A 19,107-nucleotide genomic window follows, 5' to 3' on the forward strand; every position below is an offset into this window, starting at 1 on the left:
GGGTGGTCGTCAGCAGGCTGTGGCGAAGAACAGGTGCTGGCCTGCCACCGCCAGGGGGGATTCGAGCGAAGGAAGGACGAACCGCGGCACGAAGGCAGCGGCCAGGAGCTCCTCATTCCAGCCGGGCGCGTCGACGAACACCTGATCGGTCCCCGCGCGCCGGTCCTCGCTGCCGAGCGGCGGCGAGCCGGCCGCAGGAGACAGCAGGAACTGCATCGCCGTGAGGATCGCGCAGTTCTCTCGTGTGGAGTCCGTGAAGATGAGCCATCCGCCGGGCGCGAGCGCGCGGCGGATGCGGCGCAGCGTCCGACCCGTGTGCGCGGCGTTGTGGAGGACATTGCCCGCGAGCACGACGTCCGCCGCGTGCGGCTCCACCCCCTGCGCCGTGAAATCGACGTTGATGTCGAGCACGGCAGTGCGCATCCCGCGATGGCGGCCGAACCGCTCCTGCGCCGCGGCCGTGAACGCGCGCGCGACGTCGGTGAACAGGTAGTCGACCGGCGCGCCGTCGAGGGCCCGCAGCGCGGCTGTCGTGGTGAGCCCGGCGCCTCCGCCGAGCTCGAGCACGCGCAGCGGCCGGTGCCGCAGCTCCGCGCAGCGGCGAACGAGGTGAGCGCCGGCGGCGCTCAGGTAAGCGGTGAAGACGTTGTCCTGGTAGGCGGCGAGGGTGGAGAGGTCCTGCCGCTCGCGAAACAAGAGCTGTTGAATCGAGAGCTCGTCGCGCACGAGCGCGTGCAGGCGGAGCAGAGCGGCCTGGTGAACTTCCGCCATCGCGGGCGGGAAGCCGAGCGCGGCATACGCGTCGGGCAGGTCGGCGGCCGCGCCGGCGTCCCGCAGGGCCCGCCGCCACACGTACTTATCCCCCACGTTGCTGAGCACACCGTGGTCGCACAGCGCGGCGAGCCACCGCCGGACGAGCCATGCGTGTCGCGGCGCCGCGCCCAGCGCGCCGACGATCTCCTCCGCGGTGCGCGCTTCGCCTCCCGGATGCACGGCGCCGCTCGCGACGAGCAGCTCCCCCAGGGCCCGCAGGCTGATCGCCTCGAGTCGCTGCATCGCCCCCGGCAGGTGCGCCAGGGCATCCCTCCCCGGCGCGGGTTCCAGCAGCCGAGTGAGCCTCAGCCCCGCTTCGTGTGTCTCGTCTCCCGTCGGCACGCGGGGCGCCTCACCATGGGCGTCGTCGGCGGCGGCCTCCACGGCCGCGGCGGCCAGATCGGCGGCGTGGACGACCTCGGCGTCGGCGCGCGCCGTCGCCGAGCCGAGCGCGGCGAGGACGTCGTGCCGGAGGCGGCACAACGTGAGCTGAACCTGAGCCTCGCTGACGGCTGCGCCTGGGCTCTCCGCCGCGTTGGCGAACGCCGTCAGCTCGCCGCGGGTCGCGCGCAGCCAGCTCACGGTCTCGCGCTCGGCCGGCGCGTCCGTTCCGCCGAGCAGCACGCCAGACCCCGTGGCGTGGGCGGTCCAGAGGACGTCGCCGTGAACCCCGGTCAACCTCAGCTCGCCGGCGTCGCTGCCCAGGGCGAGCTCGACGACCATCTGCGCCTCTGACGACACCTCGTTGCGCACGCGCAGGACGATGGGAACACCCGCGAGGCTGCCTCCGAGCACGACAAGCCCGCTCCCGAGCGGCGCCGGCTCACGGATCTGCCAGGGGCGCAGGGCGCCGAGCGCGTCTCCCAGGAGGCGGAGCAGCGCCTGGATCGACGCTCTCGTGCACGTCGCAGCGACGTACCTGACCGGCGTGCGCGCGCGCAACACCTGCGCTGCGCCGAGGAACCGCCGGGATGCCGGCGTGGCAGAGGCGACCGCTGCCACCCGGAAGGCGGCTCGGGAAAGGCGCGCTTGCCGCAGGCACGCGGCGAGCTCATCGTGCTCGAGCGGCGCCTCCGCCAGCACGGCGCTGCCGCGCCCCAGGAGGTCGACGGCGCGCTCGGTCACCGGCACCCCGTGCCCGGTCGCCGATACCCAGCAGCTCACGCCGGCGCCGAGGGGCGCCTGATCCGGCCGGGTCCAGAGCGGTATCCTGGCCTGATCGGCGAACCTCCGGGCGCCCTCGCTGTCGTCGGCGAGCTGGCCGATGAGGCGAAAGCGCCCGTTCAACTGCTGGAGCGCGGCCAGGTGCAGAGGACCGAACCCGGCGCCGCACAGCACGAGAGGGATCCCGGCGGTCACAGGGAGCCCTCCTCGGTAGCGCCGAGCGCGTCGATCGACGTCTCCAGCAGATCGAGCGCGGTCACCGCGCCGCTCTCGCGAAGGCGACCGACCGTCGACAGGGGTTCGAGCGCTGCAGCTGCGAAGTGGCGCCCAGCGGGCACCTGGCCCTGGTCCACCGCCAGCGTGGCGAGCGCGGCCAGGGTCCCTGTGAGCTCGGCGTTGCGCCTTCCGCGCACGACCAGCGTGCGCGTGACCGGAGCGCCGTCTCGCAGGCCGTCGAGCTGCGCGACGAGAAGGACGTGAGGCTCCCGTCCAGCGAGGTCGAGCAAGCTGGCCCTGCATAACGCCGCGACCGCCTCGCGGCGTTCGAGGCTGCGCGCGCGATCGAACGCCGTGAGGATGTGCTGGCCGGTGAGGACCGTATACCAGTCTCCTCGAGCGAGCCGGAGCGACGCCGCGAGCCGCTCCCCTTCGGTGTTGAGGTAAGGCAGCAAGGTCGCCGGGCCGTGGAAGAACGGGACTTCCACGTTGCGCGTGCGGGTCAGCACCCCGGAGCGACGCCCCTCTCGCCATGCCGCGAGCGGCTCGCTCACCCCGTCCGTGGCCGCCTGGAGGTAGTCGTCCGCGGCGACCTCGGTGAAGCGGTCCAGCACGCCGAAATAGCTGCGCATGCCGTGAACCTGGCTGAAAGCCCGCTGCGCCGCCCATCGCGGCAAGAGCGCGGTGAGGCCAGGCTGCAGCCCCGCCGAGAGCACGGCCACGCGCCCGCGGGTGCGGTACTCCTCGTCGTCCAGGAGCGCGTACAGCGCATCGTCGCCGGCGGCGTCCACGTAGTCGGCGCCGGCTCCCACGGCTGCCCTCGCCGCGCGGTCCGCGATGGCGTGAGATGGACCTGCGCAGTTGAGCACGATCCGACACCCACCGACGAAGCGACGCAATAACGCGTCGTCCCGAACATCGACCGCCTGGTGCTCGACCGCGCCCACGGACAGCTCCTTCGCGAAGCGGCGGGCCGCTTCGGGGTTTCGCCCGCCGATCCGCAGCGGCCCGAGGCCGAGCGACAGGAGCCGCCGGGCCGCTTGCGCGCCGACGTCGCCATAACCTCCCAAGATGCCGATCGTCATCCCGCAGCCTCCACCAGCCGCCATCCGTGGGCGCGGCGGCGCTCGTTCCAGAACGCCGTGTACCGCCCGTTGCGCGCCAGGAGCTCCTGATGCGTTCCCGCCTCGACGATGCGGCCGCCGTCGAGCACGAGGATCTGATCCGCGGACACGATGGTCGGCAGCCGGTGCGCGATGACCAGCAGGGTCGACCGATTCATCAATGTGCGCATCGCGCTCTGGATGTAACGTTCGTTCTCCGGGTCGAGCGCCGCCGTCGCCTCGTCCAGCAGCACGATCGGAGCGTCCTTGAGCACGGCTCGGGCGACCGACACCCGCTGGCGCTCCCCGCCGGACAGCGACGCTCCGCCCTCGCCGACCCGGGTCTTCAGGCCCTGCGGGAGGCGCTCGATGATCTCTTCCACGCCGGCCAGGCGGGCGGCCTCGCGCACCTCGGCGTCCGTGGCGTCCAGCCGGCCCACCCGGATGTTCGCCTCCAGCGTGTCATCGAACAGATAGACGTCCTGCATGACGAGCGACAGCTGCGCCATCAGGTCTTCCGTGGAGAGCTCGCGGACATCCACGCCGCCCACCCGCACCGAGCCCGCGTCGACATCGAAGAAGCGCGCGATCAGCCGTGTTATCGTGGTCTTCCCGGAGCCGGATGCCCCGATGATCGCCGTCATCGTCCTCGGCGCTATCCGGAAAGACACATCACGGAGCACGGGAGCGCCCGGCTGATAGCCGAACAGGGCATCGGCGAACTCGATCTCCCCCGGCGCCGCGACGGGCCTGGAGCGCTCCGGCTCGGGCAGCGGCGCTTCATCGAAGATGGCGGACAGCCGCTCCAGATCGTTGCCTGCCATCCGCAAGAGCCCGCTACGCCCCGCGGCCTCGGCCAGCGGCCCCACGAACCTGGCGGCCAGCGCCAGCAGCGCGACGAGCTCGATCGGATCGATCGACCGATCGAGCGCGCGCACCACGCCGACCGCGATCAGCGCGGCGAACGCGAGCTGCACCGACAGACCGCCCGCGAGCAACCTGGGGAAGGTCTGACGCAGCATCGACCCGCCCGCGGCGCGCTGCCCATCGATCGCCTCCTCCAGCGGCGCATAACCCCCCGTGGCCCGACCGAAGGCGCGCAGCACCTGCTGGTTGCGCGCGAACTCGACGACCCGGTTGCTGGCGAGCGCCCCCGCGGCGTCGACCTGCTCCTCGGTGCGGCCGATCCACGCCGACGACCAGCGGTGCGTCAGGTAGATCAGCGGCGTGCAGGCGATGGCCGTCAACCCGAGCTGCCAGTCGAAGAACAGCATGGCGACGGCGATCGTCGCGGGCGTCAGGATGCCGCTCACCACCGGGGTCAGGAGGTGGGCAAACACGTTGGTGACCATCATGGTGCCGCCCGTCGCGCTCCGTGAGAGACGGCCGACCTTCTCCGAGGAGAACCAGCCGATCGGCAGGCGGGCGACGTGGTTGCCGAGCCGGTCGTGCAGCGTGGTCAGGACGACCAGCGCGAGCGCGAAGCCCTTCATCGTCTGCTGGTAACGGGCGACGCACGTCACCGCGACGACCGCGGCCAGGAGGAGCAGCCAGCGCAGCGCCTCGCCCAGGTCCCCGCCGAGCAGCGCCTTGAGGACCGGGACGAGGAACGCCATCGCCACCCCCTGAACGACGGAGTAGACGATGAGCCAGCCGAAATAGACGTGCAGCGCCCTTGCGTGCTGCGGTCCCAGGATCTTGGTCAGTTGCCGGATCATGAGGCTTCACCCACCGCTGCAGTGGCAGCCGCCATGTCGCTCTCGGCGTAAGCACGCCACATCCTGGCGTAGAGCCCGTCCGCGGCGAGCAGCGCGGAATGCGTGCCGCGCTCGCGCACGCGGCCCTCGTCGAGCACGACGATCTGATCGACGCCGGTGATCGTCGCCAGCCGGTGGGCGATGACGATCACGGTGCGCCCGCGCGCGACCGCGGACAGCGCGTCCTGGATCTGCGCTTCCGACTCCGGATCGGCGTGCGCGGTCGCCTCGTCCAGGATCAGCACCGCGGTGTCCGCGAGCAGCGTGCGCGCGATGGACAGCCGCTGCGCTTCGCCGCCGGACAGGATGGCATCCTCGCCGATCACGGACCGATATCCCCTGGGAAGCGCGACGAGCCGGTCGTGGATCTGCGCGGCGCGCGCGGCCGCGACGACGTCTTCGTCGCTGGCCTCGGGCCGGCCGAGGCGCAGGTTGTCGGCGACCGTTCCATGGACCAGCTGGACGTCCTGCAGAACGAAGCCGACGTTCCGGTACAGCACGTCCGGCGCGATGTTGCGTATATCGACGCCGCCGAGCAGGACAGCGCCGCCGGTCACGTCATAAAACCTGGGCACCAGCTTTGCCAGCGTGGACTTCCCCGCGCCCGAGGTCCCGACCAGCGCGGTCACCGTGCCAGGCTTGCAAGCGAAGCTCACGTCGGAGAGCACGCTCCTCGAGCCGTCGTAGCTGAACGAGACGTGATCGAACTGCACCCCCGCCCCGCGCGGCGCCTGCGGCGTCGTCGTGATGGGCAGCGACGGCTCGTCGAGCAGCGAGGCGACGCGCTCCGCCGCCGCCACGGCCTTGCGCTGGGCCGTGAGCCCCTGGTTCAGCGTGAGCACCGTCTGCGGGATGACCACGGCGACCAGGGTCTCGGCGAGCAGGTCGATGGGGCTCACCCAGCCCTCTCGGATGAACCAGGCGCCGACCGTCAGGCTCACCAGCATGATCACGGGCACCGAGAGGGCCATCGAGGTCAGCGCCTCGAGCCGGAGCAGCGGCCGCACCCAGCCGGCGTACCGGTCGCTGAAATCGCTGACCGCGCGCTGGTAGCTCTGGTGAGCGCGGCCCGTCTGGCCGAACGCCTTCACGACCGCGATGCCGTGTACGAACTCGACGATCGCGGCGCTCACCCTGGCGAAGCTCGCGTCGAGCTGCATCATCTTCTCGGCGAAGCCCCGCATCATCCATGCGTAAGCGACGATGTAGATGGGCAGGGTGGCGATCGCGAGCAGCGCCAGCCGAAAGTCCAGCCAGAACAGGTACAGGAGGCCGCCGAGCGGAAGGACGATCGCCGAGACGAGCTCGACATCGTGGTGCGCGACGAGGTGGTGCAAGTCCTCCAGGTCGTCCTGGACCGCTTTGCGGACCACCCCTGACGTCTTGTCGGAGTACCACCCCAGCGGCACCTCGCCCAGCTTGCGCACCAGCGCGCGCCGCAGGATGGCCTGAAGCCGATGGTCGGCCAGGTGAGTCACCCACAGCGCCGTTCCGGTGCATGTCCACCCGACGCCGAGGCCGATCACGATGATCAACGCGACCCCGGCCACCTTCGCGCTGTCGATCGGGCCTGACGCGACGAGGATCCGCGCGAGCTCGGCGATACCGATGAACGGGACGAGCGTCGTCAGCGCCCCGACGCCGCCAAGGAAGATCCCGAGCCGCGTCAGCCCTGCTATCGGGCGGCGCAGCTCGCGGAGCGCCGCGTCCTTCTGCTGATTCTCTCGATTCTCTCTCATGTGTGACGCAACGATACCGCGAGGTGCTCGGCCACGACATTCACATGCGGTGGCTCGATGACGCTGAAATGGTTGCCGGGCACGTCGATCAGCTTGAACTCGCCGAGGCAGACGCCTTCCCAGAACGGCGCCGTCAGGTGCCCGACGCCCGCGGTGATGCCGAAGGATTGCTCCTCGTCGCACCGCAAGAACGTCATATCGCCGACGTACGGCTCGGGATCGAACCGCGCGGCGCGCATGCTATGCCTGCAGGTCCGGAACAGCGCCGGGATGAGCTCGGGTCCGACGGGCACCCCGGCCTGGGCAGCCGCCGCCTTCGCATAGCTGGCCAGGCGCTCGTCCTGACTGCGCGCGGACTGCCTGCGCACCGCGGCGGCGACCGATTCCAGCCCGGGATCTCCGCCGAGCCTGGCCATTGCGCCGGCCGGAATCTTGCGGTCGTAGTCGACCATCAGCTTCTCGATGGCCCGGTACACGTCGGCGCTGTCGACGTCGTCGCCGAAGACGGCCTTCACCGGATCCAGGTTCAAATTCGGGGCGAAGATCGCCTCGAACGCGAGCTCTTCGTCGGTCTCGATGAACATCGGGATGCTGTCGACGAGCGCCAGGTCCACCGACATCCCGCGCTCGAGCAGCCGCCGGGCCACCTCGGTGGCGAGCAGCCCGCCGAGGCAGTAGCCGATGAGCTGAAACCGCGTGAAGCCTTCATCGATGAGCCGCTGCGCGTAATCGTCGGACACGCGCGCGACGAGCTCCTTCGGGGGGATCGCGAGGTACAGCTCGGGGTCGGCGACAGCGAAGCCCAGGACGGGCCCCAGGTTCTGGGCGGCGAGCGCCCGCCCCAGGTGCTGGAAGTAATCCATGGTGCCCAGCGCCGCGTGGAACATCACGCGCGCCGGCCCCTCCCCGCCGCCGAACGAGAGGATCAACGAGTTGCTGCCCTCCCGGCGCTGCGCGACCTGCGCGGTCTTGCCGCCGCTGGAGGACGCCTCCGCGCCCGGCCCAGCGCCGCTCGGCGCGTGCGCGGCGCCGTCTTGCCTGCGCAGCGCGCGCGCGAGCGCGTCGACCGTCGGCTCATTGAGCATCTGCCGCAGGAGCGTGTCGTAGGCGAACGGCGCAGCTTCCGGCACCTCCTCGCGCAGTCGCCCTGCCACCCTTGCGAGGATCAGCGAGTCGGCGCCGCGGTCGTAGAAATTCTCGTCCTTGCCGATCCGCGCGATGCCGAGCGCGCTCGCCCAGAGCGCACACAGCCGGCTCTCCAGCTCGTCCAGCGTGGCATCGGCCTCCTTCCCGGCGCTGTCGATGAACGCCGCGGGCCGCAGGGTGGCGAGCGCCTTGCGGTTGACCTTGCCGTTCGCCGTGAGCGGCAGCCGGTCGACGACCTGCAGATGAGCAGGCACCATGTGCGCTGGCAGCCGCTGCCCGAGGAAGCTCGTGAGCTCGTCGGTCCCGACCCGGGCCCGGTCGGTCTTGAAGCGCGCAGCGAACATGTGCATGCCATACGCCGCCATCGGATGGTCGTCGTCCGGCAGGCGGAGCACCAGCTCGCCGCCGCTCTTCGCGATCAGGCCTTGCCACTGCTCGGTGGACAGGAACTTGGTGGTGCCGCGTTCCCTGTCTGCGCCCGCGGGGTCCATCATGAAGCCCTGGGTGAGCAGGACGTGCGGGTGATCGGCGGTAGGCTCGGTGAACACGAGCCATCCCGATGGCCCGAGCAGCTCCACCGCCGCCGCCACCGCAGCTTCGACGTTGCGGGTGCTGTTCAGCATTCCGGCGCACAGCACGACGTCCGCGGAGTTCGGCAGCAGGCCCTGGGCGCGGTAATCCTCGTTCAGATCGAGCTGCCCGAATCGGACCCAGGGGCGCTCCCGGAACCGCTCGCGCGCGTCGGCCAGGAAGAAGGCTGTCAGGTCCGTGAACAGGTAGTCGACGTCATGGCCGTCGAGCATCGGGAGGACCACGCCGGTGGTGGCCCCCGTGCCGGCGCCGATCTCGAGCACCCGCAGGGGGGCGCCGTCCGTATGCGCGGCGGCGATCCGGTACAGGAGCGCCGCGACCGCGTGGTTGTTGTAACGCGCGATCGCGTCGTCGCGGTACACCGCGAGCGCCACGTCGTGCTTCCCTTGCGGGAACAGCAGCTCGAACGGGTTCTGCTGGTTCTCGAGCAAGGCGTGCAGCCGCTCGACATGCGCCTTGTGGTACTCAACGAACTCGGGCGTACACAGCCCGGACGACGACGCCAGCTCCTCGAACCGCCGCCAGGCGTCGTGGACCGTTGTCGCGTCGGCGGCCCTGCGCTGCGCGTAACGGCGGCTCTCCTCGTGGTACGTGAGCCATCCCGCCTCGGTCAGGAGCCCCAGCCAGCGGCGAACGAGCCAGTGATGGCGGTCGTGGACGCGCGCCTCGCGCAGGATCTCCTCGACCGAGTGCGTGTCGCGCGGACCGGCGAAGAGCCCGCGCTCGGCCAGCGCGTTCATCATGGACGCGAACGAGGCGTCGCGCAGCGCTCGGGTCGCCTCGCTCACCTGGGCCGCGGTCACGCCGCTGACCTCCTTGTCGGCGAACTGCCGCGCCGCAGACACGAGGCGAGCCTGCGACGTGGCCAGATCCTCGTCCGCAGGCGCGCTGCGCCGCGCGAGCTCGACGAAGCCGAGCAGCGTGCGATCCGTGGGGTCCTTGCCGGCCACCACGGCCGCGGCGGCGCCGACCGCCGGATGCGCGAGCAGCGCGGCCTCGATCTCGCCGAGCTCGATCCGGTGCCCGCGAATCTTGACCTGGCTGTCCTCGCGGCCGAGGAACTCGATGGATCCGCCGGGGAGATAGCGCCCGAGATCTCCGGTCCTGTAGAGGCGCTGTCCATCGACGGGATGGTTGAAGAAGCGCGCTGCCGTGAGCTCCGGATCGCCCAGGTACCCCGCCGCAAGGCCGTGCCCGGTGATGTACAGCTCCCCAGGGACCCACACCGGCGCGTCGCGGAGCGACTCGTCGAGGACGCGGAAGCCCTGGTTGGCGAGCGGCACCCCGTAGGGGATGCTCGTCCACGCCGGATCGACCCGCTCGATGCGATGGTAATTCGACCAGATGGCCGCCTCGGTCGCGCCCCCGAGCCCGATGAGCGTCAGGTCAGGAATGAACCGGCGGATCTGGTCGGGCAGCGTGACGGGGATCCAGTCGCCGGACAGCAGCGCCATGCGCAACGAGCGAATCGCGACCGGCTCTGTCTGCAGGTAGCTCGCCAGCATCTGAAGCTGCGCAGGCACGGAGTTCCACAGGGTCACCTCGTGCTTCACGAGGAGATCCGCCCAGTGGGAGGGGTCGGCGCCGCGGTCGGGATCCGGAAGGACGAGCGTCCCGCCGAGGGCGAGGGTTCCGAAGATGTCGTACACGGACAGGTCGAAGCCGAGCTGCGCGAGGCCCAGCACCCGGTCCGATCCGGTCACCCCGAAGCGACGGTTGATGTCGTCGATCGTGTTCAGCGCCGCCCGGTGGGTGATCATGACCCCCTTCGGGTCACCCGTGGAGCCGGAGGTGTAGATCACGTACGCCAGCGCGTCGGGGTCGCCCATCGGCGCTTCGGGGAAGGTCTGCGCAGGCGCCTGCGTGTCCACGTCGATCACGCGCAGGCCGTCCGGCAGCTTGGCCGCCGCGGAGATCCACGACTGGGTCAGGACCTGTCGCACCGCCGCGTTCGACAGCACCTTCTCGATGCGCAGCCGCGGCTGCGTGGCGTCCAGCGGCAGATAGGCCGCGCCCGCGAGCAGCACGCCCAGCACCGCGACGACCTGCTCGATCCCCTTGTTCATGACGACCGCGACCCGATCGCCCGCGGTACAGCCGCCGTCTCGCAGCGCCTGCGCGACCGACGCCGCCCTCATCGCGAGGTCGCCGTACGTCAAGCTGCCCGCGTGGCCGATCACCGCCACCGCGCCGGGGTCGCGGGCGGCCTGCTCCAGGAACCCTCGGTGCAAGAGGGAGTCCGGCAGCGGACAGCTTGTCTGATTGACCCGCTCGCGCTCCAGCGCCTGCCATCCGGGCAACGCGACCGGCTCGACGGCCTCCCATGCCTCGGAGCGCTCCGCGAGATCCTCCAGCAGCCGCTGCAGCGCGCCGAACATGTCGTCGATGAGGCCGTCCGGGAAGATGCCCTGACGCACGTCCCAGTTGACCTCGAGCCCGTCGGCGTCATCCATGACCTGACAATCGAGGTAGACCTGCGGGGTCTGCGTGACGCCATGGCCGAAGCGCCGGCCGCTGCTGGGTCGTCGCCGCGAGCCGAGGCCGATGGCGCTGGTGAAGACGACCGGCATCAGGGCGGCCTCCCGCCCGCGCCGGCGGGTCATCTCGCGCAGCACCTCGACCCCCGTGAACAGCCGGTGGTCGAGATCGGCGAACATCTGATCGCCGAGCCGCGCAGCCCATTCCTTGAAGCTGCGCCCGGACGCCGCCTGCACGTCCATGAGGCTGACCGACGTGAAGTCTCCGACGATCCGGTCGACGTGCGGGTGCAGCGGCAGGCGGTTGAGCAGCGTGAGGTTGAGGCTGAACCGTTGACGGCGGCTCCAGCGCTGCAGCACCGCCGCATAGGCGCCCAGCACGGCGATCGAGGCCGTGAGACCTCGCTCGCCGGCGCGCTGCCGGAGGCGCTCCCAGCGCTCGGCGGACAGGCGGCTGTGGTGGCGGCGGAAGCGCACGGGCCCGGCTTCCGCGGCCGGTGGAAGCGTCGGGAGCTCGGGCGCGGGGGGCAGATCGTTGACGCGCGAGAGCCAGTACTGGCGGTCACGCTGGTAACGCCCGGTCTCGCGCAGCCGCCGCTCCGCGAGGATGTAATCGCGAAAGCGGAGGTCCAGCGGGCGCAGCTCGTCGCTGCGACCGGCGAGGATGAGGTCGAGCTCCTCGAAGAAGATCCCGGCGCTCGCCCAGTCGGCGATCAGCGAGTCGAGCGAGAAGTGCACGACGTCACCGCCGCTGGTGCGGGTATGCCGCAGCTCGAACAGCGGCCATGCGGTGGTCTCGTACATCCGGTGGTCCATCTCGGCGCGGATGCCGCGTAGCGCGCGCTCCACCTCGGCGGCGGACGCGCCGCGGAGGTCCGTCGACTGGATGTGGTACCGAGGTACCGTGGGCAGGACGCGCTGGTAGCCGTCCTGCTCGATGACGGCGCGCAGCATCTCATGCCGCTCGATCAGCAGGTTCCAGGCGTCGGCGAGGCGCGCGGGGTCGAGCTCTGGATACGTCACCTCCAGGTACCCGTGGCAGGCGACACCGCCGTAACCGAAGGAGCTCTGGCGCCCCAGCAGGTAGGCCGTCTGCACGTCGGTGAGCGGGAACGGCTCATGACGCCCCTGCTCGTCCGCGGCGACGACCACCCCCTGGTTTGCTGCCAGAAAATCGATGATCTGCGCCTTGTGCGTGCGCAGCACCGTCATCTTGTCTTCCGTGAGCAAACCTTTGGGCGCACGGAACCGGAGCTGCCCCGATTCCGTCCACAGATCGACACCCAGCGTCTTCAGCTCTTCGATGATCCCGGCAACGGGCATGGACGTAAGCTCCTGTAGCTTGTTGACGACAAGCGTCACATCAGACGATGAACTCACCGGCGAAGCGCTCTCCCGCGCGCCGGCTCCGGCACGCCACCGCGGCGGACGCCGCTAGAGCACGCCCTCCTCGATCTCCTGGCGGGCCTCGTGCTCGGCGGCGAGCGCCGCTGCGACCTCGCGCAGCGTCGGTCCGTTGAACAGGCGCCTCAAAGGCAACATGATGGCGTGGCGCTGATTCACGGCCTCGATGAAGCGCGTCGCGAGGAGGCTGTCGCCGCCCAGCTGGAAGAAGCTCTGATGGCGGCCGACGCTGGCGACGGCCAGGAGCTCGCTCCAGAGCGCCGCGACGGCATGCTCCCATTCGCCCTGCGGGGGCTCGACCTCCCGGGCGTCGGGCTCGGCTTCCGCCGAGATCAGCCTGACGATCTCGGCATGGTTGACCTTGCCGTTCGCGCTGAGCGGCAGCTGGGCCAGCACCACGATCCTCTCTGGCACCATGTGAATCGGCAGGCTCATGGTGACATGGTCGCGCAGCTGCTCCGCGCTGAGCTCCGCGGCAGCGTCCGGGCGGTGGCCATTCAGGCCGTCGACCGCCGCGCCTCGCGCTTCCTCCGCGGCAGCGGGGACCACGGCGGCGGCGAGGCGCCCGGAGGCCGCCACGGCCACCGCATCCCGCACGCCGGGGTGCGACCGCAGAGCGGCTTCCACCTCGCCGAGCTCGATGCGATGCCCGCGGATCTTGACCTGAGTGTCGGTGCGGCCGAGGAACTCCAGCGCGCCGTCGGGCCAGTAACGCCCGACGTCGCCGGTGCGATACCACCGCGCGCCGTCTCCGACGAACTTGCGAGCCGTCAGATCCGGCGCGGCGCAGTAACCGCGCGCCACCCCGAGACCGCCGATCCACAGCTCGCCCGGCACCCAGTCCGGACAGTCGCGGCCATGCGCGTCCACCACGCGGAAGAGCTGGTTGCGCAAGGGATAGCCATAGGGGATCGAACGCCACGACGGCTGGACCCCATCCACCTCGAAGAAGTTGGACCAGATCGAGGCCTCGGTGGCGCCGCCGAGCGCGATGAACCGACATCCCGGCCGCTGCGCGGCGAGCCGCCCGGGCAGATCCGTCCTGATCCAGTCGCCCGAGACGAGCGCCAGGCGGATGGCGCCCGGCGGCTCCGCCTCGCTGCCGACGATGAGCAGCATGTCGAGCAAGGTCGGAACGCTGTTCCAGATCGTCACCTCATGCCGACACACCAGCTCGTGCCAGCGCCTCGCATCGCGCCGCGATTCCTCCTCGATCAAGACCAGCGAGCCGCCGGCGGACAGCAGACCGAAGATATCGTAGACGGACAGATCGAAATCCAGCGCAGACACGGCCAGGACGCGGTCTTCCGGGCCGACGCCGAAGCGTTGATTGATGTCCAGCACCGTGTTCAGCGCGGCGCGATGGGTGATTTCAACGCCCTTCGGCTCGCCGGTCGATCCGGAGGTGAAGATGATGTAAGCCAGCTGCTCTGCGTCGATCGCCGCCGGGCTCGGCGCGGGCGCGGACGCCATCGCCTGTCCGAACACGCACGGACGAACGCCGTCCGGCCAGCACCTCGGCTCCGGGCCGGTGACGACGACCCGCACCCCTGCCTGGCCCAGCATCCTGTCGCGGCGCGCATCGGGTTGATCCACCCCGACCGGCAGGTAGGCGGCTCCGGCCGCCAGCACGCCCAGCACCGCGGCGATCTGATCGGGCCCCTTGGGCAGGTTCACGGCGACGACATCGCCTGTCGCCACGCCTTGCTCGGCCAGCGCGGCCGAGAGGCGCAGCGCGCGCGACGCGAGCTCGCCGTAGCTCATCACCTCGGCCTCGCCCCAGCGCAATGCGATCCGCTGCGGCTGCTCGCGCGCCAGGTCGAAGAACGCGCGGTGCAGGCTCCGCCGTGGGCTCTCTCCGGCGGTCGCGTTGACGAGCGCGCGCACGCGCCGCTGCGGCTCGGGCAGGAGATCGGGCGCGGGCAGGTGCCATTCGGAGCTGCTCAGCCAGCTCAGCTCGCGCAGGTACGCGTCGAACATCGTGGCGATCAGGCCTGCCGGGAACAGGTCCTCGACCACGTCCCAGTTCAGGGCGATGCCGCCCTCGGCCTCTATCACCTGATGGTCGAGCCAGACCTGCGGGGTCTGCGTCAGGCCCCACACCTGCTTCCTGAAGGGGCCGCTGGCCGGCGCAGCGGTGCCTCCGGGGACGCCGAGGGCGCTCGTGAACACCACCGGCATGGTCAGGCTGGGCGCGCCGCTCAGCCTTCCCAGCTCGCGAACGAGCGAGATGCTCGAGACGTCGCGATGGTCGAGCGCGTCGCCCAGCTCCTGCTGGACGCGCCGGGCTCGCGTCACCCAGCTCTCGCCGGCGGCAGGCCGGTATCCGACCAACGTGAGCGACGTGAAATCGCCCATGACCGCGTGGATGTCGGGATGCACCTCGCGGCGATCGAAGAGCGTCAGGTTGAGCGTGAGGTCGGGGCGGCTGCACCAGCGGCTGAGCACCTCGGCGAACGCCGTGAGCAGGACCGTGGACGGCGTGATGCCGTGCTCGCCTGCGCGCTCGACGATGCGGCGCCATCGGCTCGCGTCGACGCTGCCCTCGTGGCGCGTGAAGCGCGGGCGCCCCACCTCGGCCGGGTCTCTGGCGAGCGGCAGCTGCGGCGCGGGCGGCAGCTCTGGCAGCTTCTTCGCCCAGTACGCCCGCGCGGCGGCGAGCGCCTCCGATCCCGGCGTGCACGTCAGCACGTAGTCGCGGAAGGACAGCCCGACCGGCGGCAAAGCAGCGTCGGGAGCCTCGTAGAGCGCGGTGAGCTCCGAGTAGAAGGTGAGGATGCTGAGCGCGTCGAGGATGAGGTTGTCGAGGCTGATGCCGAGGCGCGTCCTGTCGCCCGACCGCACCGCCCGCATGCCGAACAGCGGCCAGCGGGTCGGATCGAAGACCCAGTGTGAGCAGTCGCGCCGCAGCGCCTCGTACGCCTGAGCCGGGTCCTCGCCGGCGTCGACGACCTCTATCGTGAACCGCGGCACGTCCGCGAGGATGCGTTGCTGGCCCTGCTCATCGAAGACGGCGCGCAGCATCTCGTGCCGCCGCACCAGGACGTTGACGGCCGCCTCCAGGCGCGACACGTCGAGATCGACGACGTCGTACTCGCGGTAGAACTGGCAGGCGACGCCCCCGAGCGTGAAGCTCTCGTCTCGACCCAGCCAGTAGGCCCGCTGCACCTCGGTCGGCGGGAAGGGCTGGTGGCGGTTCTCCGGATCGGCGACCAGGGCCGGCAGCGCCGGAGCGCCCGCGCCGAGCGACAACGTGGCAGCGAACTCGGCCAGCGTCGGACGGGCGAACAGATCGGCCAGCTTGACGCCGTCGAGTCCGACCTCGCGCAGCCGGCGCACCAGGCGTGTCGCCAGGAGGGAGTCGCCGCCCGCGGAGAAGAAGTTGTCCTCGCGGCCCACCTCCGGCACCTTGAGCAGCTCGGCCCAGACCCCGGCGACCCGGCGTTCCACCTCGCCGACCGGCGCGGTCACGGTCGCCTTGGCCTGAAGGGCCATGGTGTTCACCGCTCGCTGCAAGGCGTTGCGATCGATCTTGCCGTTGGGCGTGAGCGGCAAGCTCCTGCAGCGCCACAGGTGGTCCGGCACCATCACGGCGGGGAGGCGGTTCACCAGGAACTCGCGCAGATCCGCGAGCTCCGGCGGCGGTTGCCGCAGATCGATGATCTCGCCTGCCTCAGGCACATCGATCCTCGGATCCTCCGAGGTGATGGCCACATAGAGCCCACGTTCACCCAGCACCGCGACGGCCTGGCTGACGCCGGGATAACCTCCGACCGCGGCCTCGATCTCGCCGAGCTCGATGCGGTGCCCGCGCAGCTTCACCTGGAAGTCGGCGCGCCCGAGGAACTCCACGCTGCCGTCGGCCCAGTAACGCGCGCGGTCGCCGGTGCGGTACCAGCGCGTCCCGTCCGCCTGGAGAAACTTGTTCGCCGTTTTCTCTCGGTCGCCACGATAGCCGCGGGCCACGCCGGCGCCGCCGATCCACAGCTCGCCCGGGACGAAGTCCGGACAGTCGCGCCCCAGAGGATCGACGACGCGCAGCTGCACGTTGCCGAGGGGCTTGCCATACGGCACCGACTTCCAGTGCGGAGGCACCTCGGTGACCTCGCAGATCGTGGAGTGGATCGCGGTCTCCGTGGTGCCGCCCAGCGCGATGAAGCGGCAGCGCGGAGCGCGCTGCGCAAGGCGGCCCGGCAGATCGAGGGTGACCCAGTCGCCGCCCAGGAGCACCGCGCGGAGCGCCAGCGGAGCGGGACCGTCGCCGGCCGCGGCGAGCGTGATATCGAGCAGGGCCGGCACGCAGTTGAGGACGGTCACGCGATGGCTGCGCAGCAGCTCGACCCAGACCCCCGCGTCGCGACGCGCCCACTCCTCGACGCAGACCACGGCGCCGCCGGCCGACAGCGGCGCGAAGATGTCGTACACCGACAGATCGAACTCGAGCGCGGACAGCGCGAGCGTCCGGTCGGTCGCGCCCAGCGAAAGGCGCTGGTTCAGATCATCGATGGTGTTCATCGCCGCGGCGTGCGTGATCTCCACGCCTTTCGGCTCGCCCGTCGAACCGGAGGTGAACAGGATGTAGGCGAGATCCGAGTCCGCGCCGGCCAGCGGCTCCACCAGCGGCGCCTGCCACTCCGGGACGTCATCGAGCACGAGGGCGGCGCCGGCAGCGTCGAGGATGCGCTGACGGCGCAGCGCGGGTTGATCCACGCTGATCGGAAGGTACGTGGCGCCGGCGGCCAGCACGCCCAGCACGGCGACGATCTGGCTCGGCCCCTTGGGCAGCTGGATCGCCACCACGTCACCTGCGCTCACGCCGTGCTCCCGCAGGTAGCCCGCCACGCGCAGCGCGCGCTGCCGGAGCTCCCCGTACGAGATCCTGCCGCCTTCGCCCCAGAGGAGAGCAGGCGCCTCCGGCTGTCGCTTCGCGAGCTCGAAGAAGCCGTCGTGCAGGCGCTTGCCCGAGACTGCTGTCCTGGTGGCGTTCGCGGCGACGCGCACCTTCAGCTGCTCTCCCGGGAGCAGCGCTGGCACAGGCTGCCGCCAGGCTTCCTCGTACGCCAGCAGGCGCTCCAGCAGGCGGCCGTGCGCGTCGAACATCGCGTCCAGCACGCCCGGCGCAAACGCATCTTCACGAGCATCCAGGTTGACCAGCAGGCCGCCGTCGAGCTCCGTGACCTGCGCGTCCAGCCACACCTGCGGCCCCTGGGAGATGATCCAGGACGCCCTCCCGAAGCGCTGCTTCACCACCTCCGGAAACAGCTCGCCCAGGCCGAGCGCGCTCGTGTACACGACAGGGGCCAGCACCTGCTCGCCTCGCTGCCGGGACAGGTCGCGCAGCACCTCGACGCCCGAATACCCCACGTGCTCCGCGTCCGCATGGAACTGGGCCTGCAGGCGCTGCGCGCGTTCAGCGAAGGTGCCGGGGGCCGCGCCGTCCCAGGCCAGGAGCACCGAGGAGGTGAAGTCGCCCACCAGCATCCCGACGTCCGGGTGCAAGGGCTCTCGGTCGAACATCGGCAGGTTCATCAAGAACCGCGGCTCCGCGCTCCAGGCGGTCAGCGTCTCGGCGAAGACCGCTGCCATCGCCATGGCCGGCGTGAGGCCGTGGCGCGCCGCCAGAGACGCGAAGGCGCGCACCTGCTCCGGAGCGAGCCAGCGATGGCGCCGCACCACCGTCGTGGCGCCCACGTTCACGTGGTAGGGAGCGGCGGGCAGCTCCGGCGCGGCGGGAAGGTCGTTCAAGCGAGCTTGCCAGTACGCTCGGTCGGCGTTCCGCGACCGCTGGCCCTTGACGCTCGCGCGGCTGGCCTCGCGTTCCGCCAGGTAGCGCGGATAGCTCGTGTTGATCGGAGGCAGCGGCTGCGAGCCGGCATAGAGGTGCGCCAGGTCGGCCAGCAGCACCCGCAGGCTGAGCGCGTCGGCGGCCACCATGTCCAGGTTCACATGCAGGCGCGTGCCGCCCGCGCGGATCGCGTCCGGCAGGAGCGAGATTTGGATATCGAACACCTCGCCGGCAGCCAGATCCAGCGTCCGATGCGACAGCGTCCGGCGCAGCTCGGCGAGCGCCTCTTGCGCCGCCTCGGCCGACAGGGCACGCAGATCGTGGACTTTCAGCCCACGCCCGCGGCTGTCGGGCAGGATCTGCTGGCGGCCATCGCTCAGGATCTTCACGCGCAGCATGCCGTGCCGCCCGAGCAGCTCCCGTACGGCAGATTCCAGCCGCGCGGGGTCGACCCGCTCGCCATCGAACTCGTTGTAGAAATGCGCGGCGACGCCGCCCAGCTGCTGGCCTTGCTCGCGGCCGACCCAGTACGCGTGCTGCATCAGCGCGAGCTCGAAGGGCGCCGCCTCGTCGATGGTGGCCGCGGCGGGCGAACGCTCGTCGCGTTCGCCCTTGGTACAGCTTCGCTCTCCTATCAGCGCCTTCCAGGCCGACACCCGCGGGTTCGCCGCGAGCTCGGCGAAGTCGACCTCGATGCCTTGCCGCCGCCACCTGCCGGCGAGGCGCATCATCGTGATCGAGTCCATCCCGAGCTCGATCAGGTTGCTGTCTTCACCGACGGTCTCGGCCACCACGCCGAGCACGCTCGCGACCGTCTCCCTCAGATCCGAAGAGGCGACTTCGTCGTGCATTCGCTGTGTCTGTTCGTGCATTGGCTGACTCGTGAGAAGGCAAGCTCAAGTCCGGAACACC

6 protein-coding genes are annotated in these 19,107 nt (G+C 70.8%); all 6 read right to left on the bottom strand.

The annotated features are described in order from the left end of the window. Positions 1-9: 9 nt before the first annotated feature. Entirely contained in the window at positions 10-2,172 is a 2,163-nt protein-coding gene (locus WMF12_RS39040) for a methyltransferase (RefSeq protein ID WP_437853381.1), read from the bottom strand. Continuing rightward, positions 2,169-3,278 carry a saccharopine dehydrogenase NADP-binding domain-containing protein gene (locus tag WMF12_RS39045; RefSeq protein ID WP_437853383.1) on the bottom strand — a complete coding sequence of 370 codons (1,110 nt, stop codon included), beginning with the start codon at positions 3,276-3,278 and terminating at the stop codon, positions 2,169-2,171. The genes WMF12_RS39040 and WMF12_RS39045 overlap by 4 nt, the downstream gene beginning before the upstream one ends. Beyond that, entirely contained in the window at positions 3,275-5,014 is a 1,740-nt protein-coding gene (locus WMF12_RS39050; RefSeq protein WP_437853385.1) for an ABC transporter ATP-binding protein, read from the bottom strand. Before WMF12_RS39050 ends, WMF12_RS39045 begins: the two co-directional genes overlap by 4 nt. Continuing rightward, a complete protein-coding gene (locus WMF12_RS39055; protein WP_437853387.1) occupies positions 5,011-6,792 on the bottom strand; it encodes an ABC transporter ATP-binding protein in 1,782 nt (593 codons plus the stop codon). The genes WMF12_RS39050 and WMF12_RS39055 overlap by 4 nt, the downstream gene beginning before the upstream one ends. After that, positions 6,789-12,329 carry an amino acid adenylation domain-containing protein gene (locus WMF12_RS39060; protein ID WP_437853389.1) on the bottom strand — a complete coding sequence of 1,847 codons (5,541 nt, stop codon included), beginning with the start codon at positions 12,327-12,329 and terminating at the stop codon, positions 6,789-6,791. Before WMF12_RS39060 ends, WMF12_RS39055 begins: the two co-directional genes overlap by 4 nt. A 111-nt stretch (positions 12,330-12,440) precedes the next feature. Continuing rightward, positions 12,441-19,046, bottom strand: a complete 6,606-nt coding sequence (locus WMF12_RS39065; RefSeq protein WP_437853391.1) for an amino acid adenylation domain-containing protein — start codon at positions 19,044-19,046, stop codon at positions 12,441-12,443. Positions 19,047-19,107 lie beyond the last annotated feature (61 nt).

Source organism: Sorangium sp. So ce363, assembly GCF_051520435.1.
GTDB classification, from domain to species: Bacteria; Myxococcota_A; Polyangia; order Polyangiales; family Polyangiaceae; genus Sorangium; species Sorangium cellulosum_B.